The 25,792-nt window shown below is 62.4% G+C and carries 23 protein-coding genes; 8 read left to right on the forward strand and 15 right to left on the reverse strand.

Annotated features, from left to right (window positions below):
• The first annotated feature begins 11 nt into the window (after nt 1-11).
• Nucleotides 12-1,532, forward strand: coding sequence for an exopolyphosphatase (ppx, locus tag ADU59_RS07455; RefSeq protein WP_068953236.1), 1,521 nt, complete (start codon nt 12-14; stop codon nt 1,530-1,532).
• Nucleotides 1,533-1,669: 137 nt separating this feature from the next.
• On the opposite strand, the gene ADU59_RS07460 is transcribed toward ppx, so the two are convergent.
• The 3 genes from ADU59_RS07460 to ADU59_RS07470 all read right to left on the reverse strand — a co-directional run bounded on the left by ADU59_RS07460 (nt 1,670) and on the right by ADU59_RS07470 (nt 5,260).
• Nucleotides 1,670-3,028, reverse strand: coding sequence for an esterase-like activity of phytase family protein (locus ADU59_RS07460; protein WP_068953745.1), 1,359 nt, complete (start codon nt 3,026-3,028; stop codon nt 1,670-1,672).
• 108 nt (nt 3,029-3,136) lie between these two features.
• Nucleotides 3,137-4,204, reverse strand: coding sequence for an adenylate/guanylate cyclase domain-containing protein (locus ADU59_RS07465; RefSeq protein WP_068953238.1), 1,068 nt, complete (start codon nt 4,202-4,204; stop codon nt 3,137-3,139).
• Nucleotides 4,205-4,351: 147 nt separating this feature from the next.
• Nucleotides 4,352-5,260, reverse strand: a complete 909-nt coding sequence (locus ADU59_RS07470) for an AraC family transcriptional regulator (RefSeq protein ID WP_083198162.1) — start codon at nt 5,258-5,260, stop codon at nt 4,352-4,354.
• Between ADU59_RS07470 and ADU59_RS07475 the strand changes: the two genes are divergently transcribed.
• Nucleotides 5,259-5,666 (forward strand): DUF2000 family protein, encoded by a 408-nt coding sequence (locus ADU59_RS07475; protein ID WP_068953240.1) that lies wholly within the window; start codon nt 5,259-5,261, stop codon nt 5,664-5,666. The two genes, ADU59_RS07470 and ADU59_RS07475, sit on opposite strands and share 2 nt — an antisense overlap.
• Before the next feature lie 11 nt (nt 5,667-5,677).
• On the opposite strand, the gene rnd is transcribed toward ADU59_RS07475, so the two are convergent.
• The 3 genes from rnd to ADU59_RS07490 form a co-directional block, all read right to left on the reverse strand.
• Nucleotides 5,678-6,823 carry a ribonuclease D gene (rnd, locus tag ADU59_RS07480; protein WP_068953242.1) on the reverse strand — a complete coding sequence of 382 codons (1,146 nt, stop codon included), beginning with the start codon at nt 6,821-6,823 and terminating at the stop codon, nt 5,678-5,680.
• A gap of 85 nt (nt 6,824-6,908) precedes the next feature.
• A complete protein-coding gene (locus tag ADU59_RS07485) occupies nt 6,909-8,312 on the reverse strand; it encodes a multicopper oxidase family protein (RefSeq protein ID WP_068953244.1) in 1,404 nt (467 codons plus the stop codon).
• 95 nt (nt 8,313-8,407) lie between these two features.
• Nucleotides 8,408-9,661 (reverse strand): MFS transporter, encoded by a 1,254-nt coding sequence (locus ADU59_RS07490; RefSeq protein ID WP_068953246.1) that lies wholly within the window; start codon nt 9,659-9,661, stop codon nt 8,408-8,410.
• 292 nt (nt 9,662-9,953) lie between these two features.
• Here ADU59_RS07490 and aspS point away from each other — a divergent pair, with 292 nt between their 5' ends.
• Nucleotides 9,954-11,747: an aspartate--tRNA ligase gene (gene aspS / locus ADU59_RS07495; protein WP_068953248.1), complete on the forward strand. Its 1,794-nt coding sequence runs from the start codon at nt 9,954-9,956 to the stop codon at nt 11,745-11,747.
• 232 nt (nt 11,748-11,979) lie between these two features.
• Entirely contained in the window at nt 11,980-14,067 is a 2,088-nt protein-coding gene (locus ADU59_RS07500; RefSeq protein WP_068953250.1) for a methyl-accepting chemotaxis protein, read from the forward strand.
• Between the two features lie 91 nt (nt 14,068-14,158).
• Here ADU59_RS07500 and ADU59_RS07505 read toward each other — a convergent pair whose 3' ends face one another.
• Together ADU59_RS07505 and ADU59_RS07510 are read right to left on the reverse strand one after the other, a co-directional pair.
• Complete coding sequence (locus ADU59_RS07505) at nt 14,159-15,352, reverse strand: hypothetical protein (RefSeq protein ID WP_068953253.1); 1,194 nt, start codon at nt 15,350-15,352, stop codon at nt 14,159-14,161.
• A gap of 137 nt (nt 15,353-15,489) precedes the next feature.
• Nucleotides 15,490-15,891: a hypothetical protein gene (locus tag ADU59_RS07510; protein ID WP_068953255.1), complete on the reverse strand. Its 402-nt coding sequence runs from the start codon at nt 15,889-15,891 to the stop codon at nt 15,490-15,492.
• A 197-nt stretch (nt 15,892-16,088) separates the two neighbouring features.
• Between ADU59_RS07510 and parC the strand changes: the two genes are divergently transcribed.
• The gene (parC, locus tag ADU59_RS07515) at nt 16,089-18,365 is read left to right on the forward strand and encodes a DNA topoisomerase IV subunit A (protein ID WP_068953257.1); all 2,277 of its coding nucleotides are present in this window, start codon (nt 16,089-16,091) and stop codon (nt 18,363-18,365) included.
• Nucleotides 18,366-18,394: 29 nt separating this feature from the next.
• Here the strand turns inward: parC and ADU59_RS07520 are convergent, their stop codons facing one another.
• The 7 genes from ADU59_RS07520 to hemB all read right to left on the reverse strand — a co-directional run bounded on the left by ADU59_RS07520 (nt 18,395) and on the right by hemB (nt 23,156).
• The gene (locus tag ADU59_RS07520) at nt 18,395-18,790 is read right to left on the reverse strand and encodes a type II toxin-antitoxin system death-on-curing family toxin (RefSeq protein WP_068953259.1); all 396 of its coding nucleotides are present in this window, start codon (nt 18,788-18,790) and stop codon (nt 18,395-18,397) included.
• Nucleotides 18,787-19,008: an AbrB/MazE/SpoVT family DNA-binding domain-containing protein gene (locus ADU59_RS07525; protein WP_037107468.1), complete on the reverse strand. Its 222-nt coding sequence runs from the start codon at nt 19,006-19,008 to the stop codon at nt 18,787-18,789. The genes ADU59_RS07520 and ADU59_RS07525 overlap by 4 nt, the downstream gene beginning before the upstream one ends.
• A 67-nt stretch (nt 19,009-19,075) precedes the next feature.
• A complete protein-coding gene (locus ADU59_RS07530) occupies nt 19,076-19,981 on the reverse strand; it encodes a DMT family transporter (protein ID WP_068953260.1) in 906 nt (301 codons plus the stop codon).
• A 3-nt stretch (nt 19,982-19,984) separates the two neighbouring features.
• Nucleotides 19,985-20,755: an arginyltransferase gene (locus tag ADU59_RS07535; protein ID WP_068953262.1), complete on the reverse strand. Its 771-nt coding sequence runs from the start codon at nt 20,753-20,755 to the stop codon at nt 19,985-19,987.
• A 180-nt stretch (nt 20,756-20,935) separates the two neighbouring features.
• On the reverse strand, nt 20,936-21,400 hold the full coding sequence (locus ADU59_RS07540) for an RDD family protein (protein WP_068953264.1): 465 nt from the start codon (nt 21,398-21,400) through the stop codon (nt 20,936-20,938).
• A 112-nt stretch (nt 21,401-21,512) separates the two neighbouring features.
• Nucleotides 21,513-22,115, reverse strand: a complete 603-nt coding sequence (locus ADU59_RS07545; protein ID WP_068953747.1) for a class I SAM-dependent methyltransferase — start codon at nt 22,113-22,115, stop codon at nt 21,513-21,515.
• A 27-nt stretch (nt 22,116-22,142) separates the two neighbouring features.
• Nucleotides 22,143-23,156, reverse strand: coding sequence for a porphobilinogen synthase (gene hemB / locus ADU59_RS07550; protein ID WP_068953266.1), 1,014 nt, complete (start codon nt 23,154-23,156; stop codon nt 22,143-22,145).
• Nucleotides 23,157-23,883: 727 nt separating this feature from the next.
• On the opposite strand from hemB, the gene ADU59_RS07555 reads away from it, so the two are divergent.
• The 3 genes from ADU59_RS07555 (at nt 23,884) to ldtR (ending at nt 25,551) form a co-directional block, all read left to right on the forward strand.
• On the forward strand, nt 23,884-24,381 hold the full coding sequence (locus ADU59_RS07555; RefSeq protein ID WP_068953268.1) for a cytochrome b: 498 nt from the start codon (nt 23,884-23,886) through the stop codon (nt 24,379-24,381).
• Nucleotides 24,344-24,907, forward strand: coding sequence for a DUF6163 family protein (locus tag ADU59_RS07560; protein ID WP_425332001.1), 564 nt, complete (start codon nt 24,344-24,346; stop codon nt 24,905-24,907). The genes ADU59_RS07555 and ADU59_RS07560 overlap by 38 nt, the downstream gene beginning before the upstream one ends.
• Before the next feature lie 131 nt (nt 24,908-25,038).
• Nucleotides 25,039-25,551, forward strand: coding sequence for a transcriptional regulator LdtR (gene ldtR, locus ADU59_RS07565; RefSeq protein ID WP_068953748.1), 513 nt, complete (start codon nt 25,039-25,041; stop codon nt 25,549-25,551).
• The last annotated feature ends 241 nt before the right edge of the window (nt 25,552-25,792 follow it).

Consider the following 25,792-nt stretch of genomic DNA (forward strand, 5'->3'; position numbering starts at 1 on the left):
ACTGGAATTGCATGGTAGAATCTGAAGCCCAGGGGCGTTTGCCTGGAATTGCCCCGGTCTCCGTCGTGGACATTGGGTCGAACTCGATTCGGCTTGTCATCTATGAGGGGCTGAGCCGTTCTCCGGCCATTCTGTTCAATGAAAAGGTCATGTGCGGGCTTGGCAAGGGCATCGATGCGACCGGCCGGATGGACGCCGAAAGCGTCGAGCGGGCGCTGAAGGCGCTGCACCGGTTCCGGGCCCTGTCGACGCAGGCGCGCGCCTCCACGGTCTTCGTGCTGGCGACCGCTGCCGCCCGCGACGCCTCGAACGGCCCCGATTTCATCCGCCGGGCCGAGATTATACTGGGCCAGAAGGTGCGGGTGCTGACGGGCGAGGAGGAGGCCTATTTTTCCGCGCTCGGCATCATCAGCGGCTACCACGATCCGGACGGTGTCGTCGGCGATTTCGGCGGCGGTTCGCTCGAACTCGTCGATGTCATCGGCACCAAGGTCGGCAGGGGCATCACCCTGCCGCTCGGCGGCATCCGGCTGTCGGAACACGCGGAAGGCTCGGTCGTCAAGGCGCGCAGCCATGTGCGCGGCTATGTCAAGGGCGCGCGGGTCCTGCAGAACGTTTCGGGCCGCACCTTCTATGCCGTCGGCGGTACCTGGCGCTCGATCGCCAAGCTGCACATGGAGACGCGCAATTATCCGCTGCACATGATGCAGGGCTACGAAATCTCCTATGACGAGGCCATGGCCTTCCTGCCCGAGGTGATCGAGCCGAAGGATGTGAAGACGCCGGCTTATGCCCACATCTCCAAGAGCCGCCGCGTGCTGCTGCCGTTCGGGGCGGTTGCGCTGCAGGAAGTCATCGCCCAGATGAAGCCGGAGCGTATCTCGTTTTCGGCGCTCGGCGTGCGCGAGGGCTACCTGTTCTCGCTGCTGTCGGATACCGTGCGCGCTCACGATCCGCTTCTGGCGGCGGCGCGCGAAATCGCCATCCTGCGCGCCCGCTCGCCCGAGCATGCGCGCGAGCTGGCCGACTGGAGCGGCAAGATGGTGCCGCATTTCGGCATCACCGAAACCGAGGAGGAGGGGCGCTATCGCCAGGCGGCCTGCCTGCTTGCCGACATCAGCTGGCGCGCGCATCCCGATTATCGCGGCCTGCAGGCGCTCAACATCATCGCCCACAGCACCTTTTCCGGCATCACCCATGCCGGCCGCGCCTATATCGCACTGGCCAACTATTACCGCTTCGAGGGTCTGAACGACGACGGCGCCACCGGGCCGCTGGCGGCGATTGCCACGCCGCGCATGCTGGAACTGGCCAAGCTGCTCGGCGGCCTGCTGCGTGTGGTCTACCTTTTGTCGGCATCGATGCCAGGCGTCGTGCGCAACCTCGATATCCGCCCATCGACATCAGCCGATCTCGACCTCGAATTCATCGTTCCATCGGCCTATTCGGAATTTGCCGGCGAACGGCTGGATGGCAGGCTGCAGCAGCTCGCCAAGCTGACGGGCAAGCGGATCGCCTTCCGGTTCGAGTAGGCGGCCCGCCGTCCACCTTGATGGCGTCGGGATGCTGAGTAAGGGCTACTTCATTCTCTAAGCACGGCTCATTGTGACAACAAGCAAAAGGCCCCGCAGTTAATCATCCTGCGGAGCCTTTTTTGTTTTGATGCCGATCACTTGGCGTTCAAAAACTCGCCAACTTCGAGCAGGACGAACTCGTTGTCGTCGGCCTTGTCGAGCGAGCGGCCGGCCGAGAACGGCAGGTTGTTGTCGTTGCCGACGATGATGTGGGTGTCGTCGACGCGGTCGACATTCTCGATGGTGACGAAGGGCATGTCGTAGAAGCCTTCGCCGCCGCCCTGGCGCTTTTTGTTGTCCGGATCGGCGATCTTCAGGAGATCGATATGGCCGATCTTGCGCACGGCCTTGCCGGCGTTCTCGTCGGTCATCTCGATCTTGTAGATCCGCTTCACCTTCGAGCCGACGGCAAAGCAATCCGGCTTCGGGGCCTTCGGGTCGGCGCAGGCCTTGTCGACCGTGCCGGCGCCGTTGTCGCGCTCGATCACCAGTGCCGTCTTCTCGTCCAGCATGTTGAAATCGCCGATCGCCTCGCCGCCTTCAGCGAGCGGATAGAGCCAGCTGCGGCCGGTCCAGGCCTTGGATGCGACGTCGAGCTCGATGATCCGCAGCGCCGGGCGGCCGTCCGCCTGCTCGACGGTTTCGCTGTCCGTCCAGAGCGGGCCTTCAAGCAGGCCGTAGAGCTTGGTGCCGTCCTTCGACAGGGCGAGACCTTCGTAGCCGCCGGAGCGCTTGACGTTGATTGCCGGCATCGGCTTGGAAGGATCAGCCTGCACGGTCAGCGTCGGGTTGTCCGGCGACATCACCGGCTTGCCGTTGACGGTGGTCGCAATGACGTCGGTCAGCTGGCCTTCGAGATCGAACTTCAGGATGTAGGGACCGAACTCCTCGCCGACCCAGAAGCCATCGGCAACCGGCTGGATCGATTCGACGTCGAAATCGGCACCGGTCAGGTAGCGCTTGGCAGCACCTTCCATGACGATCGGGAAGGGGGCCTTCTTGTCGGGATCGGACAGGAACACGGTCTTCAGCGCCTCGACCTTGCCGCCATCCCAGTCGATCCTGATGTTGTGCAGCATCAGCATCGCGTCCGTCGAGTTCAGCTTGTTGCCGAAACCATTGTCCGACAGGCTCCAGAACGTGCCGTCCGGCATGGTCTTGATGCCGGAGAAACCCTGCATCGGCTGGCCGTCGAAGGGCAGCGACAGGCCGGTGGGGCGGACGCCATCCTTGCCGGGCACGGTGCCGAGCGCCTCGGTGCGCTTGCGGTCGGCGGTGGTGAACTTGCCGGAGGTCTTCAGATAATCGGCAGCGTCGGCAGGTGCCGCGATGATCGTATTGGCTGGCAGGATGGCGTGTGCCGTGAGCTTGGCCGGGAAGACCGTGTCTTCGGCAAGAGCGGCGGATGTCATCAGAAGGCCAAGTGCGACGGAAGCAAAGAGAGCGTTTTTCATCATGTCCCCATTCGAGCGGTTGCTTGAGCTGTTCCGCTTAGCAGGGCATCGATGTCGGAGAATTGACGTCTGGATGAAGCTTTGGTGACGGCCGCAGGAGCAGGCCGCTTACTCGGCGGGAATGCGCAGTTCGAAGGGGGCAAGGATCTCCGCTTTCGCCTGTTCGGCCAGCGCCATGACGCCGAGCGTCTGGCCGCGCCCCTTGACGGCATGCATGCCCAGATCCTCGATGGCGATGGTGTCCGGCAGCTTGATGCGATGGGCAAGCTCGGACGAGATCAGCACCGTCTTGTCCAGCGTCTTGCACAGCGATTCAAGCCGCGCGGTGGTGTTCACGGTATCGCCGAAATAGGCGATCTTGTGATGGTCGACGCCGATTTCCGCGGTGATGATGAAGCCGCCGTGCAGGGCGGCGCGCAGCCGCGGAACCTGGCCGAAATTCTTGCGCCAGCTATCCGCATTGGCCTCGATCTCATCGAGAATATCGAAAATGCAGCGGATGCAGCGGGCAAACTTGACGCCCCTTTCCAACGGCCAGGTGACGATGGCGGCGTCGCCGACATAATCGTCGATCGCGCCCTTGTAGCGCCGGACCGGTTCGGCAAAGGCGGCAAACAGGGCCTTGAGAAATTGCTGCGCGCGCAGATCGCCGTGCTGTTCGGCAAAGGAGGTCGAATCGGCGAGATCGATGAACAGGAAGACGCGCTCTTCCTTCACCGGCCGGCGATAGCGGCTGATCAGCATGCTGGTGAATACCTCGCGCCCCAGCAGGTCGCGGACGCGCAGGATGAAGACGATCAGTGCGCAGACGGCCAGCGCGTAGAGGAAGACGTTGAAGGGCATGACGATGATGTCGATGAGCGACTTCGGCTTGATCAGCTGCAGCCACCACAAAAGCACGGCCGCCAGCGAGTAGCCGGCGCTCATCAGGATTTCGTAGATCACCAGCGCCGAAAGGATGAACGCAACGGTGGGAAACCGCTCGATCCGCCGGTAGAGCGGACGAAACAGGATCCGGCGCTCGAAGGCAATCATCGGCACGCCCATGAAGGCGGCGAAGACGGCGCCGATGATCACCGGCTCGCCGGGATAAACCACCAGGCCGTAGATGACACCGCTCAACGCCATACCGAGCGTGATCACCAGCCAATTCTCTGTCGGGGATATGTCTCTCATGAATCAGCTCCGCTCCACCCCGGTGCTTGCAGGCATTGTTGCCCTTGGCCGCTGTGGGTCAAGCGATTTTGTGTATCAATTGGTCGCAGTTTGATACCGGGTCTGGATGATCGGACCATCCTGTTGGTCCTGTCATCCAGACCTGGTTTAAGCCCGGCTGCGAAGATTTGCCCAGCGGCCGGGTGTCATGCCGTTGGCTTTCTTGAAGTGTCGGGTGAAATGCGCCTGATCGGAAAAGCCGGTTTCGAGGGCGATATCGACGAGGCTTTTGCCGCTGCCGATCATGCCGCGGGCCCGTTCGAGCCGGCGCATGACGAGATAGCGGTGCGGGCTGGTGCCAAGGCTTGCGCGGAATTGCCGGGCAAGGGTGAACCGGTCGAGACCGCTCACGGTTTCGAGTTCGTCCGAACTCACCTGCCGGTCGAAATGGGCCTGCAGGAAATCGCAGGTCCGGCGGATGGCCGCCTGGTCGTAGTTCCGGCCCGGCGCCATGCCCGCGGCATCCGCATGCCGCCCCAGCGCATCGGCGATGCCAGTCAGCACGTCGTCCAGCTGCAGAGTGTCGATCGCTCCATCCAGATCGCGCATCGCGTCGCCAAGGCTTGCGGCAAAGGCGCGGTCGGCAATGACCGGCGAGGGCACGAAGGGCAGGCCGCGCCGTTTTTCACCCAGCGCGCCGATCAGCATCTCCGGCGGCAGATACAGCATACGGTAGCGCAGGCCTTCGTCGGTGCCGGCCGCGCCGTCATGCAATTCGTCCGGATGCAGCACGATGACATTGCCGGGCTGGCTGTAGCGCACCAGCCCGCGATACCAGAACGACTGGACGCCCTGAAGTGTGAGGCCGAGCGCATAGGTGTCGTGGCGGTGCGGCTCGAAGGCATCGCCGTGAAAATGCGCCTCGATCCGCTCGATGCCGCCGGACGCGGGCGCGACCTTGATGCTGTCGGAAACTGCGGATGTGCACGAACGTTCAAGATCGCCGCCGCCGGTCGGGGCTATGGAAGCCTGCGACGTCACAAGCGTCCTGTTTCCAAGAATGGAGTTGGCATTCATGTTCGATACCAAATTTGCAATCGTGCTGCGCGAGGACCTCGCCGTCTGGCAAAAGCTCAACGTCACCGCGTTCCTGACCAGCGGCATCGTTGCGGAAAAGCCCGGCATTATCGGCGAAGCTTACCGCGATGCCGATGGCAACGTCTACAATCCGCTGAGCATCCAGCCTGTCATCGTGCTTTCCGCCGACGAAAAGACCATCGGTGCCATCCACCGCCGGGCGGTGGAGCGCGAGGTGAAGACGTCTCTCTATGTCGAGGAAATGTTTTCGACCGGCCACGATACGGCCAACCGCGAGGTGTTTGCCCGGTTCGGTCCCGGCAATGCCAAGGTCGTCGGCATTGCACTTCATGCCGACAAGAAGATCGCCGACAAGATCACCAAGGGTGCAAAGATGCACCCTTGAATCCGGGCCGTTTAGAGTTCGACGGCTTCGATCTTGCGATCGACGAAACGCAGGGCGACTTCGCCGTTGATCAGCTTCAGCGCGGTGTCGCCGAACAGTTCGCGGCGCCAGCCCTTCAGCGCGCCGACGTCGGCAGCTGAGCCTTCGGAGGCGATGCGCTCGAGATCGTCGCTGTTGGCGATGATCTTGGCGGCGACGCCCTGCTTTTCCGCGATCAGCTTCAACAGCACCTTGAGCATCTCGCTGGCGGCCTGCGCGCCTTCCGGCGACGGGCTCTGGCGCGGCACCTTCGGCATGTCGGCCTTCGGCACTTCGAGGGCGGCGTTGACGGCCTCGATGATCGCCGTACCCGCCGCCGAGCGCTCCCATCCCTTGGGGATGGTGCGCAGGCGCGAAAGCGCTTCCATGTCCTTCGGCTGCTGCTGGGCGATCTCGTAGAGACCATCGTCTTTCAGGATGCGGCCGCGTGGAACGTTGCGGCTGCGTGCTTCGCGCTCGCGCCAGGCGGCGACCTTCTGCAGGACGGCGAGTTCCACCGGCTTCTTCAGGCGCATCTTCAGGCGCTGCCAGGCGTCGTCGGGGTGGATGTCGTAGGTTTCCTTGGCCTCGAGAATGGCCATTTCCTCGGTCAGCCACAGCGAGCGGCCTTCGCGCTCCAGCTCCTGCTTCAGATGCTGGTAGACGTCGCGCAGATGGGTGACGTCGGCCAGCGCATAGTCCAGCTGCTTTTCCGTCAGCGGCCGGCGGCTCCAGTCGGTAAAGCGCGAGGACTTGTCGATGTGGACGTTCTTGATCCGGCTGACGAGCTGGTCATAGGAGACGCTGTCGCCGAAACCGCAGACCATCGCCGCGACCTGGGTGTCGAAGATCGGATGGGGGATCAGCTTGCCGAGATTGTAGATGATTTCGATGTCCTGGCGCGCGGCGTGGAACACCTTGATCACGTTGGTGTTGGCCATCAGCTCGAAGAACGGCGCAAGATCGATGCCCTTCGCCAGCGGGTCGACGATGACGGCGATGTCCGGTCCAGCCATCTGGATCAGGCACAGCTGCGGCCAGAACGTCGTTTCGCGGAGAAATTCCGTGTCGATAGTCAGGTATTGCCCGCTGGCCAGCGTTTCGCAGGCGGCGGCAAGTTCGGCGGTTGTCTCGATCATCAAACTTCAATCACTGTGGCGGAAATGCGGCCGTTAAAACTCACCCGATGTATCCCTTCATGCCCGGTGTCACAATGAAAAAAGCTCAAACGACGCGGAAATATGCCGACATTCCCGTCTTCTGATGCTCGATGATATGGCAATGCAGCAGCCAATCGCCGGGATTGTCGGCAACGAGACCGAGTTCGGCCTGTTCGTCCGGCAAAAGCAGGATCGTGTCGGTCGGTGGCGGCAGGATCGTCCGCTTGTTCGAGCTGAGGATGCGGAAGCTGAGGCCGTGCAGGTGGATCGGATGCGCATGCGGCGTCCGGTTCCGGACCTGCAGCACATAGCTTTTTCCGAGCTTCAGTTCCGAGACCGGCGCCCCCGGATCGGGCGTGTCGCCCTGCCACGGCACCTTGTTGATCGCCCAGAACGTATAGCCGAGCGTGCCGCAGATGCTGGGAACCGGCGCATGTTCGGCCGTTGCGGTAAAATCGAGCGGAATGCGCACGGCTGACGAAAGGTCGGCTTCTGCGATCGGATTGGCCGGCAGCGGCTTCACGTCGCGGATGTCACGCTTCAGCGAGGTGCCGGTGGCGCGCAATGTCGCGATGGTGAAGGGGCTCGAGCCGCGGAAATTGCCGAGCTTGACCACGGCGCCTTCGTCGTCGGGCATGCGCATGATGAGTTCGACGCGCTGGCCAGGCCCGAAATCCAGAAGGTCGAGCGGGAAGGGCGCTTCGACCGGATTGCCGTCAAGCGCGATGACCACGGCAGCAGCGCCGTCTGCCCCCAAGGTATAGATGCGCGTCACGTCGGTCGCCGCCAGCCGGATGCGCACGAGGCCGCCAGCCGGCGCGTCATAGGCGGGCGCCTGTTGCCAGTTGGTGGTGCGCACCGTGCCGTAGGTGCCGCCACGGGCGGCATCGCGCGGCTTGAAGGGCGCAATGAAGGCGCCGTCGGCACCCAGGCGCCAGTCGCGCAGATTGAGCACGATCTCCGAATCGTAGACGGGATCGTCGGGATTTTCGACAACGATGACGCCGGTCAGCCCGTGGCCCATCTGCGTCAGCGTATTGCAATGCGGATGATACCAGAAAGTACCGGCATCGGGCGGCGTGAAGGCATAGTCGAAGCCGTCGCCGGGATAGACGTAAGGTTGGGTCATCTCCGGCACGCCGTCCATGGCGTTGACGATGCGCAGGCCGTGCCAGTGGACGGTGGTGGGTTCATCGAGCGCATTCACCAGCCGCGCGGCAAAGGGCTCGCCCTTCTTCATCCGCAGGACCGGCGGCATGCCTGTCGCGGCGGCCTCGCCCGTCCCGTAGGTCATCACCTTTGGCGTAATGCCACTCGCGGCAAGAGATGCTTCGGTGAACTGCGCCTTGAGCAGCAGCGGGACGGGGGCTGCCGCCCCGCGTCGCGCCGCCAGTCCTCCACCAACGGCGAAGGAAGCCGCCGCTGCGGCCGATCCCTTCAGAAGCGTGCGGCGGCTGATAACGGGCATGGCAGGTGTTTCCGGACGTTGAGATGCTTCGGTTTAAACTTGATGAAGGCGTTCAGCAATTGGCATCTGCGCGCATCTTGCCGCAGCCGCTGTGCTCATGACTTCTTCCTGCCCGATGGCGTCTTGTCCTCCGGCGTGGCCGCCAGCTTGTTGAAGAAGGAAGACGTGCGCAGCAGGTTGCGAAAGCGCATCGAGCGTTCGCCCGCAGGCACCGCGCGCCGCGCCGCCATCCGCTGCAGCGTATAGAGCATGAAGGCGGCCAGCACGACGGCGGTATAGATGAACAGCGCCTGCGGCCCGAAAATATCCAGCAGGAACGAGGCAAACAGCGGCCCGATGATGGCGCCGCACGACCAGAAGAACAGCATGCCCGCCGATACCAGCGCATGCTGGCCCTCGGCGGCGTGGTCGTTGGCATGGGCCGAGCAGAGCGAATAGAGCGGCATGGCGAAGGCGCCGAAGATGAAGATGCCGATGAAGTTCAGCCATTCGTCGCTGCCGGCGAAGAAGGCGAGGTAAAGCCCGGCGAGCAGCGAACCGAACGTGGCAAACAGGATGATCAACCGCCGGTCCAGCCGGTCGGAATAGATGCCGAGCGGATATTGCAGCACCACGCCGCCGATGATGCCGACGCTCATGAAGGTGGCAATCGCCGTAATCGACAGGCCGATGCCTTCCGCATAGATCGGCCCGAGCGAGCGGAACGTCGAGTTCGTCAAGCCGACGACGATGCAGCCGATGGTGGCGAGCGGCGAGATGTTCCACAGCGCCCTGATATCGAACTTGATCGCCTCCGGTGCACGCGGGCTGGAGCGGTCGGCAAAGGAGATCGGCACCAGCGACAATGTCAGCGCCATCGAAATGATCGCAAACAGCTGGAAGCCCTCGATGCCGACGGTGGGGATCAGATATTGCGCCGCCGTGACCGAGCCGAGATCGACCAGCCGGTAGAGCGACAGCGTGCGGGCGCGGTTGGCATTGGTCACCCGGGCGTTCAGCCAGCTTTCCACCGTGGCGAAGAGGCTGGCAAAACAGATGCCGGCGATCAGCCGCATCAGGAACCAGAACCACGGATCGATCCACAGCACCATGGCGATCGATGCGGCGGATGCGATCGCCGCCATCGCCGAAAACGTGCGGATATGGCCGATCGAGCGCAGGATGCGCGTCACATAGATGCAGCCGATGGCAAAGCCGATATTGTAGCCGGTGCCGACAAGGCCGATCAGCGATGTCGAAAAGCCCTCCTGCAGCGCACGCAGCGAAATATACGTCCCCTGCAGCCCGTTGCCGCCGATCAGGATGCCGGCGGTGATGAGAAGGGGGATGAGCGGGCGGATCTGGGACATGAAGCAAGGGTATCCGGACGGACGCGACTCTATGTCTGCGTGCCGAGCCACATCAATAGACGGAGCGGATCGGCAAAAACAGTCACGAAAATTGATGGTCTATTCAGCGTCCCGCATGAATGGGAGGTTTCCGCTACGCCTTCCGCTGATGCTCCTGTATGTGCCTGTGGCCGCACGCACGCAGTCCCGGCCTTGACAAATCGGCCCCACCATGCGCTTTTCCGCCCGATTTTGACGCTGCCGCAGCGCGCTTTTGCGTGGCTGCGCGCCACCTTGGTTCCAGGATAATATAATGCACCGTTACCGCAGCCACACTTGTGCCGCTCTCCGCAAATCCGACGTCGGCCAGACCGTCCGTATCTCCGGCTGGGTTCATCGCGTCCGCGATCACGGCGGCCTGCTGTTCATCGACCTTCGCGACCACTACGGCATGACGCAGATCGTCGTCGATCCCGACAGCCCGGCCTTCAAGACGGCGGAAACCGTGCGCGGCGAATGGGTCATCCGCATCGACGGCACCGTCAAGGCGCGCTCGGACGAGACCGTCAACAAGCAGATGGCGACCGGCGAGATCGAGCTGTACGCGCAGGAAATCGAAGTGCTGTCCACGGCCAAGGAGCTGCCGCTGCCGGTGTTCGGCGAGCCGGATTATCCCGAAGACATCCGCCTCAAATACCGCTTCCTCGACCTGCGCCGCGAAACGCTGCACAAGAACATCGTCAAGCGCAGCCAGATCATTTCCGACATGCGCCTGCGCATGAATTCGGCCGGCTTTGCCGAATATTCGACGCCGATCCTGACGGCGTCGTCGCCGGAAGGCGCGCGTGACTTCCTCGTGCCATCCCGGATTCATCCCGGCACGTTCTTTGCGCTGCCGCAGGCGCCGCAGCAGTACAAGCAGCTTCTGATGGTGGCCGGTTTCGACCGTTACTTCCAGATCGCGCCGTGCTTCCGCGACGAAGACCCGCGCGCCGACCGCCTGCCGGGCGAATTCTACCAGCTCGACGTCGAGATGAGCTTCGTCACCCAGGAAGATGTCTGGGATACGATGGGGCCGCTGATGACCGGCGTGTTCGAGCAGTTCGCCGAGGGCAAGCCGGTCACCAAAGACTGGCCGCGCATTCCTTATGACGTCGCGATCCGCAAATACGGCTCCGACAAGCCGGACCTGCGCAACCCGATCGAGATGCAGGCCGTCACCGAACATTTCGCCGGTTCCGGCTTCAAGGTTTTCGCCGGCATGATCGAACGTGATCCCAAGGTTGAAGTCTGGGCGATCCCGGCCAAGACCGGCGGTTCGCGCGCCTTCTGCGATCGCATGAATGCCTGGGCACAGTCGACCGGCCAGCCCGGCCTCGGCTACATCTTCTGGCGCAAGGAAGACGATGGCACGACCGCCGGCTCCGGCCCGCTTGCCAAGAACATCGGCGAGGAGCGCACCGAGGCGCTGCGCACGCAGCTTGGCCTCGAAGCGGGCGACGCCTGCTTCTTCGTCGCCGGCGATCCGTCCAAATTCTACAAGTTCGCCGGCGAAGCCCGCACCAAGGCCGGCGAGGACCTCAACCTCGTCGATCGCGACCGCTTCGAGCTGTGCTGGATCATCGACTTCCCGTTCTATGAATGGAGCGACGAAGACAAGAAGGTCGACTTCGCCCACAACCCGTTCTCGATGCCGCAGGGTGGTCTCGAGGCGCTGCAGACGCAGGACCCGCTGACGATCAAGGCCTACCAGTATGACGCCGTCTGCAACGGCTTCGAAATCGCTTCGGGCTCGATCCGCAACCAGTCGCCGGAACTGATGGTCAAGGCGTTCGAGCTTGTCGGCCTGTCGCAGACCGACGTTGAAGAGCGCTTCGGCGGCATGTACCGCGCCTTCCAGTATGGTGCCCCTCCGCACGGCGGCTGCGCCTTCGGTATCGACCGCGTCGTCATGCTGTTGCTCGGCGCCAAGAACCTGCGCGAGATCACGCTGTTCCCGATGAACCAGCAGGCGCAGGACCTGCTGATGAACGCCCCGGCGCCGGCCATGCCCAAGCAGCTCGCGGAACTGTCGCTGCGGGTCATTCCGCCGATGAAGAAGGACTGAGCGACAACCGATAGAGAGGCATTGCGCCTCACCGGAAAGCGGCGGCCAGGAGGCCGCCGTTTTGCGTTTTGCACGATCCGTAACGCGGGCGTTTCGTCACCAAACTGTCATGAAAGTTTCGTGTTGGGTTGAGCTTTGTTTAATCGTTCGAGGTGTCTAACCGGGCTCGTATCAGTCTTGCCGGAGCCGGTTCTTGTCCTTGCTTTCAAATCTCAAAATTTCCCAGCGTGTCATGCTGCTGGCCATCGTCGCTTTGGCCGGTATCCTGGCGATCGCGGCGATATTCCTTGTCCAGCGGAGGGTGGAAGCCGATTATCGCGCCGCTGCTGACCAGCTGACGCAAAGAGAAGCCGATGTCGCCGGCATGATGGCCGACTTTCGCGATACGCTGCTGTGGGAACAGGATTTCCTGCTGAACAGGGATACGGCCTCGGTGGAAAAATTCGCCGCCGCGCATCGCAACGCCAAAAGCGTTATCGACACGCTCCGCGCGACGGCAACGGCTGAGCAGGCTGGCGAACTGGAGGCCGTGGCGGCGGGGCTGGATGTCTATGCCGGCGCATTTTCAACCCTTGTCAGAAGCAACGAGGAGCTTGGTCTCGATGCGTCTCAAGGGTTGGAAGGCGCCATGCGCGAGGCGGTCCATTCGATAGAAAAGCAGCTGGAATCCGTCGAGGACGCCGAAATCCGCGCCAGCATGCTGATGATGCGCCGTCACGAGAAGGACTTCATCCTGCGTCGCGACGGGCAATATATCGACAAACATGCCGAGGAGGCCGCGCATTTCACCACGCTGGTGAAACAGGCATTCCGGCCCGGCGTTCAGCGCATGCGTGTCATGGATGCGCTCGATGTCTATACCAATGCGTTCCGCTTTTATGCCGAGGCGAGCCTGAAGGAGGCCGAGGCCCGCAGGGCGGTTTCCTTGAGCTATGCGGCCGTCGAGCCGGTCGTGGCACGGGTTCTGGCCGGCTATGGCGCTGAAAAATCCGCGACCGTCGCGGAAAACCGGCAGGTCGCGCAACGTATCATCGCCATCGTGTTCGGGCTCATCGCGGCCTCGGTTGCGATCCTGCTGGCGGCCGTCTGGGTGATTGGCCGCTCGATTGCACGGCCCGTCGTGACGATCACGTCGGCGATGCGGGCGCTTGCCGACGGCAAGACGGCGATCGCCGTTCCGGGACTTGGCCGCCGCGACGAATTCGGCGCAATGGCCGAGGCTCTCGAGGTCTTCCGGCAATCGGCTCTTGCCAACCTGCGGCTTGAACAGGAGGCCGAGGCGGCACGGGCGCGGTCTGAAGGCGAACGCCTGCGGATGCAGGAGGAGGCCGAGGCGAATGCCCGCGAACGCCTGATGCAGGCGACCGGCGGTCTGGCCACAGGCCTGCAGCGGCTGGCGGCGGGGGATCTGTCTTTCCAGCTCTCGCAACCCTTTTCGCCGGATTTCGAGGCGTTGCGCGGCGATCTGAACACAACGCTGCGGCAACTGGGCGAGGTCATGGGCGAGATTTCCCGGTCGACCGGCGCCATCGACAGCGGCAGCCGGGAAATCAGCGAAAGTGCCGGTGATCTGGCGCAGCGCACCGAGCGGCAGGCGGCATCGCTGGAAGAAACGGCAGCGGCGCTCGATGAAATCACCGCCAATGTCGCCAGCGCTTCCCGGCGCGCGCAGGAGGCCCGCGAGGTGGCGCTCACGGCCAATGCGAGCGCGGCGCAATCGGCCGTGCTTGTCAGCCAGGCGGTCAGTGCGATGGAGCGGATAGAGCATTCGTCCGGGCGGATATCGAGCATCATCGGTGTCATCGACGAGATCGCATTCCAGACCAATCTTCTGGCGCTCAATGCCGGGATCGAGGCGGCGCGGGCGGGGGATGCGGGCAGGGGCTTCGCCGTGGTTGCCCACGAGGTCCGCGAGCTGGCCCAGCGCTCCGCCGCGGCGGCCAGGGAAATCAAGGAGCTGATCCGCAGTTCGAGCGCGGAGGTCGAGGATGGCGTGCGGTTCGTGCGCGATACCGGCGCGGCGCTGACCGGGATCGCCGGTCATGTCGAGGCGATCAACAGGCATATGGAGGCCATCGCCATTTCGTCGCGTGAGCAATCGCTCGGGCTCGCCGAGGTCAATACTGCCGTCAACCTGATGGATCAGGGCACCCAGCAGAATGCCGCCATGGTCGAGGAAAACAACGCGGCCAGCGCGGTTCTTGCGACGGAAGCCGACCGCTTGCGCCAGCTGGTTTCGATATTCCAGCTCGCCCAGACGCAGGACCCGGCGGAGGCGGGCAACACGCAGCTGCGCGTCTTTGCCGGCGGACGCCGGTAACGCGCCGGCACCATCCGGGAAATCCATAAGAAAAGAGGCCCGGTGTGCGCAACGCCGGGCCTCTTCGTATTCAGGGCTGATCCGTTACGGATCAGTCGTTCGCCGTCACCTTGACGCCGAGCACGCTCGGGATGGTGTTCGGAGCGCCCATGGCGGCGCCGAGGATCATCGGCAGGGGAACCGGGCTGGCCGGTTCGGCCGAGATCGTCAGGCTCTTGGGGGCATCGAGATAGCTGTTGACCGCGGTCGAGACCTGGTTCTGCAGTTCCGGCACATTGAGTTGTGCCATCATCAGCGGCACCATGCCCTTGAGCGACTGCGCCAGCTGATCGCCGGTCACGCCCTGCTGGGCGCCGATATAGTCGAGCACGCGCTTGGTGATCGTCGCATCGTCAAAGCGCAGCGAGGCGCTGTTGAAGGTCAGCTGCTGGATCAGGCCCATCATCGACAGGCCCATGGCCTGGTTGGCTTCTTCCTTGTTCGGATTGGTTTCGGCGGCCTTCATGGCTTCCTGTACCGACTTCATGAATTCCAGCGTGTAGCCGGAAAAATCGAGGGACAGCGCCAGGCGGCCGACATTGGTGAAGTCGAAGGCATATTCCTCGAGCGCGACATTGCCGCTGGCAACTTCCCAGCTGCCCTTCATCGTCATTTCGCCGGAAAGCGTCGTCAGGCCGAGCTTTTCGATCGCGTCCTTCGACTTGGCATCCTCGACATTGGAGAGGTCGGCCTTGATGCCGGAGAGCGTCGCGTCGAAATCGAAGCCGGCGTCGCTTTCCTGCTTCGTCAGGTTGGCGGCCGATTCCTCCATCGAGAACACCTGCTTGCCCTTGACGCTGACCGTCACGGGGCCGGCGCCGGCCGATTCGTAGAGCACGATATCGTTGATCGTGCCGCCGGCCGGATTGCCCGGAATGGACAGGCCGCCAATGGTGATGTCCTTGGCCGTGACGGCGGTGTCTTCTTCCGTGACGTCGACATCCGGCAGCGTGACGGTTTCGACGTAATAGCCGCCATTGTCGCTTTCCTCGACGCCCTCGAGCGTCACGTCGCCGACCTTGAAGGCCTTGTCCGGGGCAGCGGCCGATTTGACGCTGACGCCGGTGAGCGTCACGGTCGAGCCGTCCACCGCAACATTTTCATAGGCGACGGTGGCGCCGCTGGGCGCATAGGCGGCGTTCAGCTTGGTGACGAGGTCCGCGCCGTCGAGCGCGAAGGCCGGGCCTGAAAGGCCGATAAAAGCGACGCTCGCCAGCATCAGACGGAGGTTGCGGTTAGGCAGCATGGAGTGTTTCCTTTGTTGTAAAGGTTTAATTTCGAAGGCATTTCTAATACGGATTAAGGCCGAAATATATTCGAATTGCAGTCGGGTGTCATGTTTCGTGCCCGCGTCCATTTTTGGGATGAAAATAGCCGTTCCGGCTATTTCACCACCACGTCGACCGAATCCTGAATGTACTTGGTATCGGAGCGGTTCTCGTAGCGCTGCATGCTCATGCCGAAGGTGAAACTGTCCTTGCCGCGAAAGCCGGGCTGCGGCGTAAACAGGATCGCCATGCCCCATGCAGGCTTTCCATCGCAGAGCCTTGAGATGTTGCCGATCTTGTATTTGGTCCATTGAAACCGGACGCTGCCATGCGCCGGCTCCTTGACCACCTTCATCTTCGGCTTGCCGATGTTGCGGCAACTGGGGGTAACGCCGGTCACGAAATTGATCGCGCTTTCGCGGTTGGCCGGAATGCTGATTTCGGCAGCATTGGCGTTTTGCAAGGGAAGGAAGGCGAGGCTGGCGGCGAGGGCAATGCATTTGAACGGGATGCGCATGAAATGACCTTTGTTCTGGAATCGCTTTGACGACCGTCATCGGCGATTACCACGGATGCAACCATCTGTGGTAGGTGTTCGAGGGAATTACACGGAGACATCCAAGCCCCGAGCAAGGCTGCTTCAGCCGCAGGTTCTCCACAGCGCAATGCCCTGCAATCCTTGCTGTTGATGGCGTGTTGGGGTAGCAAGAAACCATGGGACAAAGCCTTTTGCCGCCGTCGGGCGGAGACGATCACATTCTGCCTGTTGACCTCAAGGCGGCGCTGGAAGAGCGCTACCTTGCCTACGCGCTGTCGACGATCATGCACCGGGCGCTGCCTGATGTGCGCGACGGCCTGAAGCCGGTTCACCGCCGCATCGTTCATGCGATGAGCGAAATGGGGCTGCGCTCCAATTCGTCGTTCAAGAAATGCGCCCGTATCGTCGGCGACGTCATCGGTAAGTTCCACCCGCATGGCGACCAGTCGGTCTATGATGCGCTGGTGCGCCTGGCGCAGGATTTCTCGCAGCGTTATCCGATCGTCGACGGGCAGGGCAACTTCGGCAATATCGACGGCGACAGCGCCGCTGCCTATCGTTACACCGAAGCGCGCATGACCGATGTCGCCAGTCTTCTTCTGGAGGGCATCGAACAGGATGCGGTGGATTTCCGCCCGACCTATAACGAGGAAGACCAGGAACCGGTCGTCATGCCCGGCGCCTTCCCGAACCTTCTGGCCAACGGCGCCTCCGGCATTGCCGTCGGCATGGCGACCTCCATTCCGCCGCACAATGCGCATGAACTCTGCGATGCGGCCCTGCACCTGATCAAGCATCCGGATGCGACGGTCGAGGACCTGATGTCCGATCCGAACAATCCGGCGCGCGGCGGCATCGAGGGGCCGGATCTTCCGACCGGCGGCGTCATCATCGACAGCCGCGAGAGCATTATCGAGGCCTACAAGACCGGCCGCGGCGGCTTTCGCGTTCGCGCCAAGTGGGAGGTCGAGGATACCGGCCGCGGCGGCTATCAGATCGTCGTCACCCAGATTCCGTTCCAGGTGCAGAAGTCGCGGCTGATCGAGAAGATCGCCGAACTGCTGATCGCCCGCAAGCTGCCGCTGCTTGAAGACGTGCGCGACGAATCGGCGGAAGATGTCCGCCTCGTTCTGGTGCCGAAGAGCCGCTCGGTCGATCCGACCATCCTGATGGAATCGCTGTTCAAGCTCTCGGAGCTCGAAAACCGCATTCCGCTGAACATGAACGTTCTTTCCATGGGCCGCGTGCCCAAGGTGATGGCGCTGAACGAGGTTCTCTCGGAATGGCTGCATCATCGCCGCGAAGTCCTGCAGCGCCGCTCGCGCTTCCGGCTGGCAGCCATCGACCGCCGGCTCGAAATTCTCGGCGGCTACCTGATCGCCTATCTGAACCTCGATGAAGTGATCCGCATCATCCGCGAGGAGGACGAGCCGAAGCCGGCCCTGATGGAGCGCTTCACGCTCACCGACCTGCAGGCCGAATCGATCCTCAACATGCGCCTGCGCTCGCTGCGCAAGCTCGAGGAATTCGAGATCCGCACCGAGTTCGATGCGCTGTCGAAAGAGAAGGCCGAGATCGAGACGCTGCTCGCCTCCGACGACAAGCAGTGGCAGACCGTCGCCTGGGAAATCGGCGAGGTGAAGAAGAAATTCGCCAAGGCCACCGAGATCGGGCGCCGCCGCACGCTGTTTGCGGATGCGCCAACGGCCGATATCGAGGCGATCCAGCAGGCGATGATCGAGAAGGAACCGATCACCGTCGTCATCTCCGAAAAGGGCTGGATCCGGGCGCTGAAGGGCCACATCTCCGATGTCTCGACGCTGCAGTTCAAGGAAGGCGACGGCCTGAAGCTGTCCTTCCCGGCATCGACCACCGACCGCATCCTCGTCGTCACCACCGGCGGCAAGGCCTATACGCTGGGTGCCGACAAGCTGCCGGGCGGACGCGGCCATGGCGAACCGCTGCGCATCATCGTCGATATGGAAAACGACCAGGATGTGCTGACCGCCTTCGTTCACGATCCTGCGCGAAAACTGTTGATCTCGTCGGCTGCCGGCAACGGCTTCGTGGTATCGGAGGCCGAGATGGCCGCCAATACCCGCAAGGGCAAGCAGATCATGAACGTCGCCATGCCGGACGAGGCCAAGCTCGTCATCCCGGTCAAGGGCGATCACGTCGCCATCGTCGGCGAAAACCGCAAGATGCTGGTTTTCCCGCTTGCTCAGATCCCGGAAATGAGCCGCGGCAAGGGCGTGCGCCTGCAGCGCTACAAGGACGGCGGCATCTCCGATATCCGCTGCTTCACGATAGCCGAAGGCCTCACCTGGGCCGACAGCGCCGGCCGCAGCTTCTCCAAGACCAGCGACGAGCTGATCGAATGGCTGGGCGACCGGGCAACGGCGGGCAGGGCAGTGCCGAAGGGCTTCCCGAGGAGCGGCAAGTTTACGGGGTGATGGATGTGCGGGGGGATCAACCCGCCCGCTTATCTGTTTTCAGATGGAGCGGTGACGTCCCGCAGGAAGCGGATGGCCCCGTTTTCGTCGATCTCACCAGCTGCGACAAATAGGACGAAGCTGAAGAGAAGGCTGTCGCTCGTTTCGATCTCGTAACCATTCTCCATCAGGAAAACAGCAGCTGCAACAATGGCAATACGCTTGTTTCCATCAATAAACGCATGGTTCATAGCAAGACCGAAAAGATACGCTGCGGCGAGTTCAACAACATCGTCGCAACCGTAATGGGCTTTGTTGACCGGCCGGGCCAGAGCCGACTCCAGTGCGCCTTCGTCTCTTAAACCGAAAGCGCCACCAAAGCGCTCGATCTGGATAGTTTGCAATGCCTCAATGAGAGGCCGCTCCAGAAAAACGAGATCCCTCATTCGGCCAGCTTTTTCAGGGCGACCTTGTATTTGTCCATGAAGCGATTGGCGTGTTCGAGTTGACGCTGAAATGCTTCCTCGAGCGGCTGCATCTGAAAGCCGCCATCTTTTGCGGTGAATTGCATCTGATCGCCTGCCTTCAGGCCATATCGTTCAAGCATTTCCTTCGGAATGATCACGCCTTCGGAATTGCCGATCTTGCGGATGGTGATGTTCATGGCAGAACTCCAATGTTATAATTGCGTTATAACATTGATTTTGCTCCCCAGCAATTGGTGGGGAGCCTCACCCCGTAAATGGAAATTCGCTCGACGCATCCGCTGCCGATTTCTGCCGTATCTGCCAGAGCGAATGCCCGACCAGCGCTAAAATCAGTACCGCGCCACCCAAGAGCGTCTGCATGGTCGGAACTTCGGTAAAGACGATCCAGATCCAGATCGGCGCGAGGATGGTTTCGAGCAGGTAGAACATGCCGACTTCCGGCGCCGAGAGATAGCGTGGGCCGGTGGCGAGGCAGAAGAAGGCAAGCGGGATCATGATCAGGCCGTCAAACATGATCCAGCCGGGATGGGCGATGACAAGACCCTCGGAGGGCGACAGCAGATAGCCGATGGCGCAGGGGAAGATGGCGGTTGCCAGCGGCACCAGCCCCATGTCCCTGCCGCTCGCCCGGCTGACGGTGATGGCCAGCGCCAGCAGCAGCGCGGAGCAGACCGCCATGGCATCGCCGAAGACATTGCCGCTTTTCAGCCCGTCGTGAACGATCAGCCCGACGCCGAAGACCATGACCGCCATGGTCACCAGCGTCGCGTTGGACGGGCGTTCCTTGAGGAAGATCCAGGAGAGCACGGCGGCGAACATCGAGGTGAAGGCAACGATGAAGACGACATTGGCCGTTGCGGTGTGGAAGACGGACAACAGGAAGGTGAAGGTGCCAAGCCCGTAGAACACGCCGGCCAGCAGCCCCGCCTTGCCGGGGATCAGCGCGATCCTGCGGCCGAGGAATTTGTTGAGCACCACCCAGGCGACCAGCGCCACGGCGAAGGTGCACAGGCTGCGCAGGGCCAGCAGCGACCAGACCTCGCCCTGCGACGAGCGGATCAGCGGGATATCGAAGGAGAGGGCAAGGCCGCCGAGACCGGTGATCAGGAGTGCGCGGCGGTGCTGGGCGACGTCGATGGCTTGGCTCAAGATTCAGTCCGATTCGGTAACGGTGCCTTCGCCTGTATACCGTTCCCAGCCCTGCGCCATAAGGTGCTCCTGCGGCAGAAACTTTGTTTTATAATCCATCTTGCGCGACCCCTTGACCCAGTAGCCGAGATAGACATGCGGCAGGCCGCGGTCGCGTACCTTGCGGATATGGTCGAGAATCATGAAGGTGCCGAGCGAGCGGTCGGACAGTTCCGGGTCGAAATAGGAATAGACCATCGACAGGCCGTCGCCCATCTTGTCGGTGAGCGCTGCCGAGATCAGTGGCCCCTTGGCCGCGCCGATGCCGTCGCCCTCGACCTTCAGCCGGTATTCGATGATCTTGGTGTTGACGTGGGTGTCCTCCACCATCATCGCATAATCGAGCACCGACATGTCGGACATGCCGCCCTTCTGGTGGCGATGGTCGAGGTAGCGGCGAAACAGGCTGTACTGCTCGCTGGACGGCTCAGCCGGATATTCCGTCGACACCACGTCGCTGTTCAGCGCCAGGATACGCCGCATCGAGCGGGTGGGGGAAAACTCGCCGGCAACGATCCGCACCGAGATGCAGGCGCGACAGCTCTCGCAGGCCGGCCGGTAGGCGATGTTCTGCGACCGGCGGAAACCGCCCTGGGTCAGGAGATCGTTGAGCTCGGGAGCCCGCTCGCCCACCATGTGGGTAAACACCTTCCGCTCCATCTCCTGCGGCAGATACGGGCAGGTCGCCGGCGCGGTCAGGTAGAATTGTGGAGACGGTGCAGTTTGCGTGTTCATATGCTGCGGGGGTCGCTCTTCTTGGCCGCTTGGAAAACATCAGCATGGCGCAAGAATGAAAAAGGTCAATCGCGACTTTTTGAACTGTCGGATTGCGATGCGATAAATCTGTGATTCAGGGGCGATCGGCGGGCGGGCACCGAAGGGATGTCACAAACGCATCCCTCCGGCATCGGCGAATCAGTAGATGTCGCGGCGAACCGTGACCGTGCCGATCAAAAGGTCATGCAGCAGGCGGCCGCGATCGGTAAACAGGCCGACCAGCAGGACCAGCGGCGTGAGCAGCGCATTGGCGATCCAGAAGATCACCAGATGCACGATGGCGGTGAGGAAATCCATCGGCCGGCCGTCGGTGCGGGCGATCGCCAGACCCATCATGTTCATGCCGGGCGATGCCTGCTTGGCGCCGCCGACCGTCACGCCGAAATAGAGCATGGCGAGACCGGCAAACAGCACCGGGTACAGGTAGAAGCCGAGGCCGAATGTCAGGAGGCCGAGAAAGAACACGACCACGGCGGCCGGGATCCACAAAAGCGCGACGATGGCATAATCGATGACGAAGGCGACGGCGCGACGGCTGAGCACGCCCCGGTAGGCCCGCCAGTCGCTGCTGGGGATTCTCACATTGTCATCCTGCACACTCATTGCCGTTCTCCGTTCTTCAACAGCAGAGGATATGGGAAGCATGGCGCGAAAAATCAAACGACGCGCTGAAATATCGGGAAATCCGGCGTTTTATCCCCGGGCAACCGCCGTCTTATGATCCCCGGCTGATCGCCGTCACATGCAGCCAGCCCGTTTCCGCGCCGTCATAACCGCGTCCCCTGTTTTCATCGACGTCGATACTCATCCAGTTCAATGGTGCGTATTGCGCCATCAGCCAGTCGCGGGAGGGATAGTTGTAGTAGCGCTGCAACCCATCGCGGCCTTCGACTGAGCCCGCCTTGAAGCTCGCATAGAAAATCCCGCCGGGTTTCAGCGCCCGGTGGATGCGCGACAGCACCGCGGCCAGTTCCGGCCTCGGCACATGCAGCAGGCAGGCGTTGGCCCAGACCGCATCATAGGCGGCCGTTTCGCTCAGCTGATCGAAGGCAAGGACGGCGACCGGACGCCCCAGCAGCAGGCTGGCCTGCGCAGCCATTTCCGGCGAGCCGTCGGTGGGCGTGACGTCGAAACCCCGCGCCAGCATCGCCTGGCTGTCCTGACCGCCACCGCATCCGAGCTCCAGAATTCTCGCGCCTGCCGCCAGTCCGGCCAGGAAGCTGTCAAGCCGCGCGTTCTTCACCGTGCGGGCACGCCGCGCATAGACTTCGGCTTCGCTCGCATAAAAACGCAGGGTCTCGGTATCCACGCTGCTCATCGTCATGCTTCCGTTGAACAAGGAGCTTCAGCGTTTCGCCAAAATCCGTGCCACGTCCATGGCGAAATAGCTGAGGATGCCGTCGCAGCCGGCGCGCTTGAACGACAGCAGGGTTTCCAGCATGACGCGCTCGCCGTCGATCCAGCCGTTGGCGGCGGCTGCCTTGATCATCGTGTATTCGCCCGACACCTGGTAGGCAAAGACCGGCAGGCCGAAGGCTTCCTTCATCCGCCAGCAGATGTCGAGATAGGGCAGGCCGGGCTTGACCATCAGCATGTCGGCGCCTTCCTCGACGTCGAGGGCGGCGTCGCGCATCGCTTCGGTGCCGTTGGCGGGATCGATGTAATAGGTCTTCTTGTCGCCCTTGAGCAACCCGCCGGTGCCGATCGCTTCGCGGTAGGGGCCATAGAAGGCGGAGGCGAATTTGGTGGCATAGGACATGATGCCGACATTCTGGTGGCCAGCGGCGTCGAGGGCCTGGCGGATGGCGCCGATCCGGCCGTCCATCATCTCGGAGGGGGCAATGATGTCGGCGCCGGCATCCGCCTGCAGCACGGCGGCCCGGGCGATCTGGGCCACCGTCTCGTCGTTGACGATCTCGCCGTCGCGCAGGATGCCGTCATGGCCGTGACTGGTGAAGGGATCGAGCGCCACGTCGGTGATGACGCCGATGTTCGGCACGGCTTTTTTGATGGCGCGCGTCGTCTCGTTGATCAGGTTGTTGGCGGCAAGGCTGTTGGAGCCGGTATCGTCGCGCAGCGACATGTCGATATTGGGGAAGGTGGCCAGCGCCGGGATGCCGAGATCGGCCGCTTCCTTGGCGGCCTCCACCGCCTTGTCGACGCTCATGCGGCTGACGCCCGGCATCGCCTCGACCGGCTCGACGATACCGGAGCCGGGCACGACGAAGATCGGCCAGATCAGATCGTCGACCGTCAACCGGTTTTCCTGCACCATCCGGCGCGTCCAGTCGGCCTTGCGGTTGCGGCGCATGCGGCGGTGGCCGGTGATGAGGTCAACAGGGCTGGTCTTGTCGGTCATTGCGCGGGTCTCTCGGTCCGTTCCATTCGTTGGGTCGCGGTTTATCATGCGACGCGGGCAAAAGAAAATGGTTGAGGTGCGGCACGTTTACCCTGTCCTTGAGTTCACCCTCCCCTTGAGGGGGAGGGTCGGAGCAAAGCTCCGGGGTGGGGTGACCTGCGGCATATGCAATTGCCTCTTGTGTTCGCGGTGGTCACCCCCACCCGCCGCGTTGCGGCGACCTCCCCCCTCAAGGGGGAGGTGGGAGATCCCTCAACGCTTTCAGCCACGCCCGGAAAATCCGTCGTGGTTTTGCTTGTTCATTCACTTGGCCGGGGCGCTGAAAAGTGCCGAGGACAAAGTAAAATATAATGACGCCTTCCAGCGCCCCGTTCGGTGGTCGTCGGCGGCAACTCCGGTTCCTCTACGGCCGACATTCGCGTCAACCCTGTGTGCTCACAAGCACGCCCGCAGCAGCTTCAGCCTGCGGAGGGGAACCATTTTCTGATCGCCCACCGGATGAAGGCCTACGTCCTTCCCGCACCCGGCACCGGCCCCGCCTCACTGCCACGCCTGGCAGCGTATCCATTGGCGGAACGAGATCAGGATGACACAGGTTTTAAGGGCGGGGATCAGCGGGGATGATTTTTTTGGGTGATCGATCGTCCGGTGCAAACGGTGGTGCATTCAGTTGAGCGTCAGCTTGAGGAGCCACATGCTGCGTCCATGATGTCACGGAGACGCTGAGATGAGTGCTTCCTTCCCGCGCGGATATTCCGCCTTGCAGATCTGTCTTCACTGGGCCGTGGCCCTTCTTGTCCTGTTTCAGCTGTTCTTCGGAGAGAGCATGACGACGGTGGTGGAGGCCGCCGAGGAGGGCGGGCAGGCCTCGGCCCAGGACCAGTTTCTCGCCTCGGCCCATCACTGGGCGGGCTGGGCCATTCTTGGGCTGGTCATTCTGCGGCTTGCGCTGCGGATTTCGGCCGGCGCGCCGAAGGCTGCCGGCGCGGCGGACTGGATGTCGCGGGCCGCCACCGTGTCGCACTGGCTGTTCTATGCGCTGCTGATCGCGATGCCGGTCACCGGTCTTCTGACCTATTTCGGTCTGGCCGATCTGGGCGAGGTGCACGCGCTCGGCAAGCCGGTGTTCATCGTGCTGATCGTGATCCATGCCGCCGCCGCCTTCTTCCACGCGGTCTTCCTGAAGGATGGAACGCTGCGGCGGATGCTGGTGCCTGCGAAATAGCAGGCCGCGCCTGCGCGTTTGCAGGACGCTGCCCCTGGAAAAAATCCCCATCTGGCAAAGCGCGTCCGCGCCACGTATCTTCATCGTCATGGCTCTTGATTCTGTAAAAGTCCCCAAACTCTCGCTCATCGAAACGGTCTTCGGGCTGTTTTTGCGGCTGGTGTCGGTTTCGTGTTTCTGGTTCGGGCTCAATTATTGGGCGATGCTGATCGGGTTTTCGTTTGGCGGCGGCGGGCGGTTCGATCTGTTGCCGGTTCCGTGGCGGGTGGCGGCGACGGCGCTGGCCGTCGTCTATCCGGTCGCCGCACTCGGGCTGTGGCTGCTGGTCTCCTGGGGGCCGGTGCTCTGGGTGGTGGCGGCAGGCGCGGAAGTGGTCATGTTCGCGGTCTATCCGCAGATCTTCGGGGAGAAGCCGCTGCTGCTGATCCTGCATGGATCGGTGGCCGTCACCTTCGTGCTGTTTCGGGCGGCGATCTTCCACCAGCGGGCCAAGCAGGCGCGGGCTGCAAGAATTGATTTACCCTGACACAAGGGGTGTGGATAGTAAGGCGCTGTTAAGGCTGTAGTTTAAGTCGAATTTTATACGTATTCGATAGTGTCTACCTCAAGGCGGGAAGAGATACATACACCGCCAAACAAAACAGTGAGGCAGTCATGATGAACACCAAAATGAAACCGCAGGTCGTTGCCGTCAAAGATCCCCACGACGATGCGATCCGTTCGCTCTACATGGAATCCCTTCACCTCGTCGAACGTCTTCACCGTCGTCTGCTCGATGTCATCAAGGACGAATTCGACCGGTCGGGCCGCTCCGACGTCAACGCCGTCCAGGCGCTTCTCCTCTTCAACATCGGCAATTCGGAACTGACGGCCGGTGAACTGCGCTCGCGCGGTTACTATCTCGGCTCCAACGTATCCTACAATGTTAAAAAGCTGGTTGATCTCGGCTTCATCAACCACCAGCGCTCGCGCATCGACCGCCGTTCGGTCCGCATCAGCCTGACCGACGACGGCCAGGAAATCGCCGAAACGGTCGCCAAGCTCTATGAACGCCATATCGGCTCGATCCAGAAGGTCGGCGGCATCGGCACCGACGAGTTCGGCCAGATGAACAAGCTCCTGCAGCGCCTCGACCGCTTCTGGAACGACACGATGCTGTACAAGCTCTAAGCGCGATAGCTGTCGCCAAGGGACTGGCGATTGCGATGGATTGCTGACGGGTGCGCTAAGGCGCACCCGTTCGCGCGTTTGGGATACGGCAGGACCGGCTACCCGGCTGTGGCGATGTCCGGGGTGCTGTCTTGGGACACGATGGAACACCCGCATCCGGGTGTGGCCGAAAGCCCGCAACCCTCGAAACGACGCGGCTCCGGCAGCCGCAGCGGGTGGCACGCGACACGAATTGGCCATA

Origin of the sequence: Pararhizobium polonicum (genome assembly GCF_001687365.1) — a bacterium.
GTDB classification, from domain to species: domain Bacteria; phylum Pseudomonadota; class Alphaproteobacteria; order Rhizobiales; family Rhizobiaceae; genus Pararhizobium; species Pararhizobium polonicum.

Coding starts and splice junctions, on each gene's coding strand:
- ADU59_RS07465 (WP_068953238.1), bottom strand. CDS start 4,204: ATGAGAGACATATCCCCGACAGAGAATTGGCTGGTGATCACGCTCGGT.
- aspS (WP_068953248.1), top strand. CDS start 9,954: ATGCACCGTTACCGCAGCCACACTTGTGCCGCTCTCCGCAAATCCGAC.
- ADU59_RS07540 (WP_068953264.1), bottom strand. CDS start 21,400: ATGAGTGTGCAGGATGACAATGTGAGAATCCCCAGCAGCGACTGGCGG.
- ADU59_RS07500 (WP_068953250.1), top strand. CDS start 11,980: ATGCTGCTGGCCATCGTCGCTTTGGCCGGTATCCTGGCGATCGCGGCG.
- ADU59_RS07505 (WP_068953253.1), bottom strand. CDS start 15,352: ATGCTGCCTAACCGCAACCTCCGTCTGATGCTGGCGAGCGTCGCTTTT.
- ADU59_RS07520 (WP_068953259.1), bottom strand. CDS start 18,790: ATGAGGGATCTCGTTTTTCTGGAGCGGCCTCTCATTGAGGCATTGCAA.
- ADU59_RS07475 (WP_068953240.1), top strand. CDS start 5,259: ATGTTCGATACCAAATTTGCAATCGTGCTGCGCGAGGACCTCGCCGTC.
- ADU59_RS07545 (WP_068953747.1), bottom strand. CDS start 22,115: ATGAGCAGCGTGGATACCGAGACCCTGCGTTTTTATGCGAGCGAAGCC.
- ADU59_RS07460 (WP_068953745.1), bottom strand. CDS start 3,028: ATGAAAAACGCTCTCTTTGCTTCCGTCGCACTTGGCCTTCTGATGACA.
- rnd (WP_068953242.1), bottom strand. CDS start 6,823: ATGATCGAGACAACCGCCGAACTTGCCGCCGCCTGCGAAACGCTGGCC.
- ADU59_RS07525 (WP_037107468.1), bottom strand. CDS start 19,008: ATGAACATCACCATCCGCAAGATCGGCAATTCCGAAGGCGTGATCATT.
- ADU59_RS07560 (WP_425332001.1), top strand. CDS start 24,344: ATGGAACGCTGCGGCGGATGCTGGTGCCTGCGAAATAGCAGGCCGCGC.
- ADU59_RS07470 (WP_083198162.1), bottom strand. CDS start 5,260: ATGAATGCCAACTCCATTCTTGGAAACAGGACGCTTGTGACGTCGCAG.
- ADU59_RS07555 (WP_068953268.1), top strand. CDS start 23,884: ATGAGTGCTTCCTTCCCGCGCGGATATTCCGCCTTGCAGATCTGTCTT.
- ADU59_RS07490 (WP_068953246.1), bottom strand. CDS start 9,661: ATGTCCCAGATCCGCCCGCTCATCCCCCTTCTCATCACCGCCGGCATC.
- ADU59_RS07485 (WP_068953244.1), bottom strand. CDS start 8,312: ATGCCCGTTATCAGCCGCCGCACGCTTCTGAAGGGATCGGCCGCAGCG.
- ppx (WP_068953236.1), top strand. CDS start 12: ATGGTAGAATCTGAAGCCCAGGGGCGTTTGCCTGGAATTGCCCCGGTC.
- ldtR (WP_068953748.1), top strand. CDS start 25,039: ATGAACACCAAAATGAAACCGCAGGTCGTTGCCGTCAAAGATCCCCAC.
- ADU59_RS07535 (WP_068953262.1), bottom strand. CDS start 20,755: ATGAACACGCAAACTGCACCGTCTCCACAATTCTACCTGACCGCGCCG.
- ADU59_RS07510 (WP_068953255.1), bottom strand. CDS start 15,891: ATGCGCATCCCGTTCAAATGCATTGCCCTCGCCGCCAGCCTCGCCTTC.
- hemB (WP_068953266.1), bottom strand. CDS start 23,156: ATGACCGACAAGACCAGCCCTGTTGACCTCATCACCGGCCACCGCCGC.
- parC (WP_068953257.1), top strand. CDS start 16,089: ATGGGACAAAGCCTTTTGCCGCCGTCGGGCGGAGACGATCACATTCTG.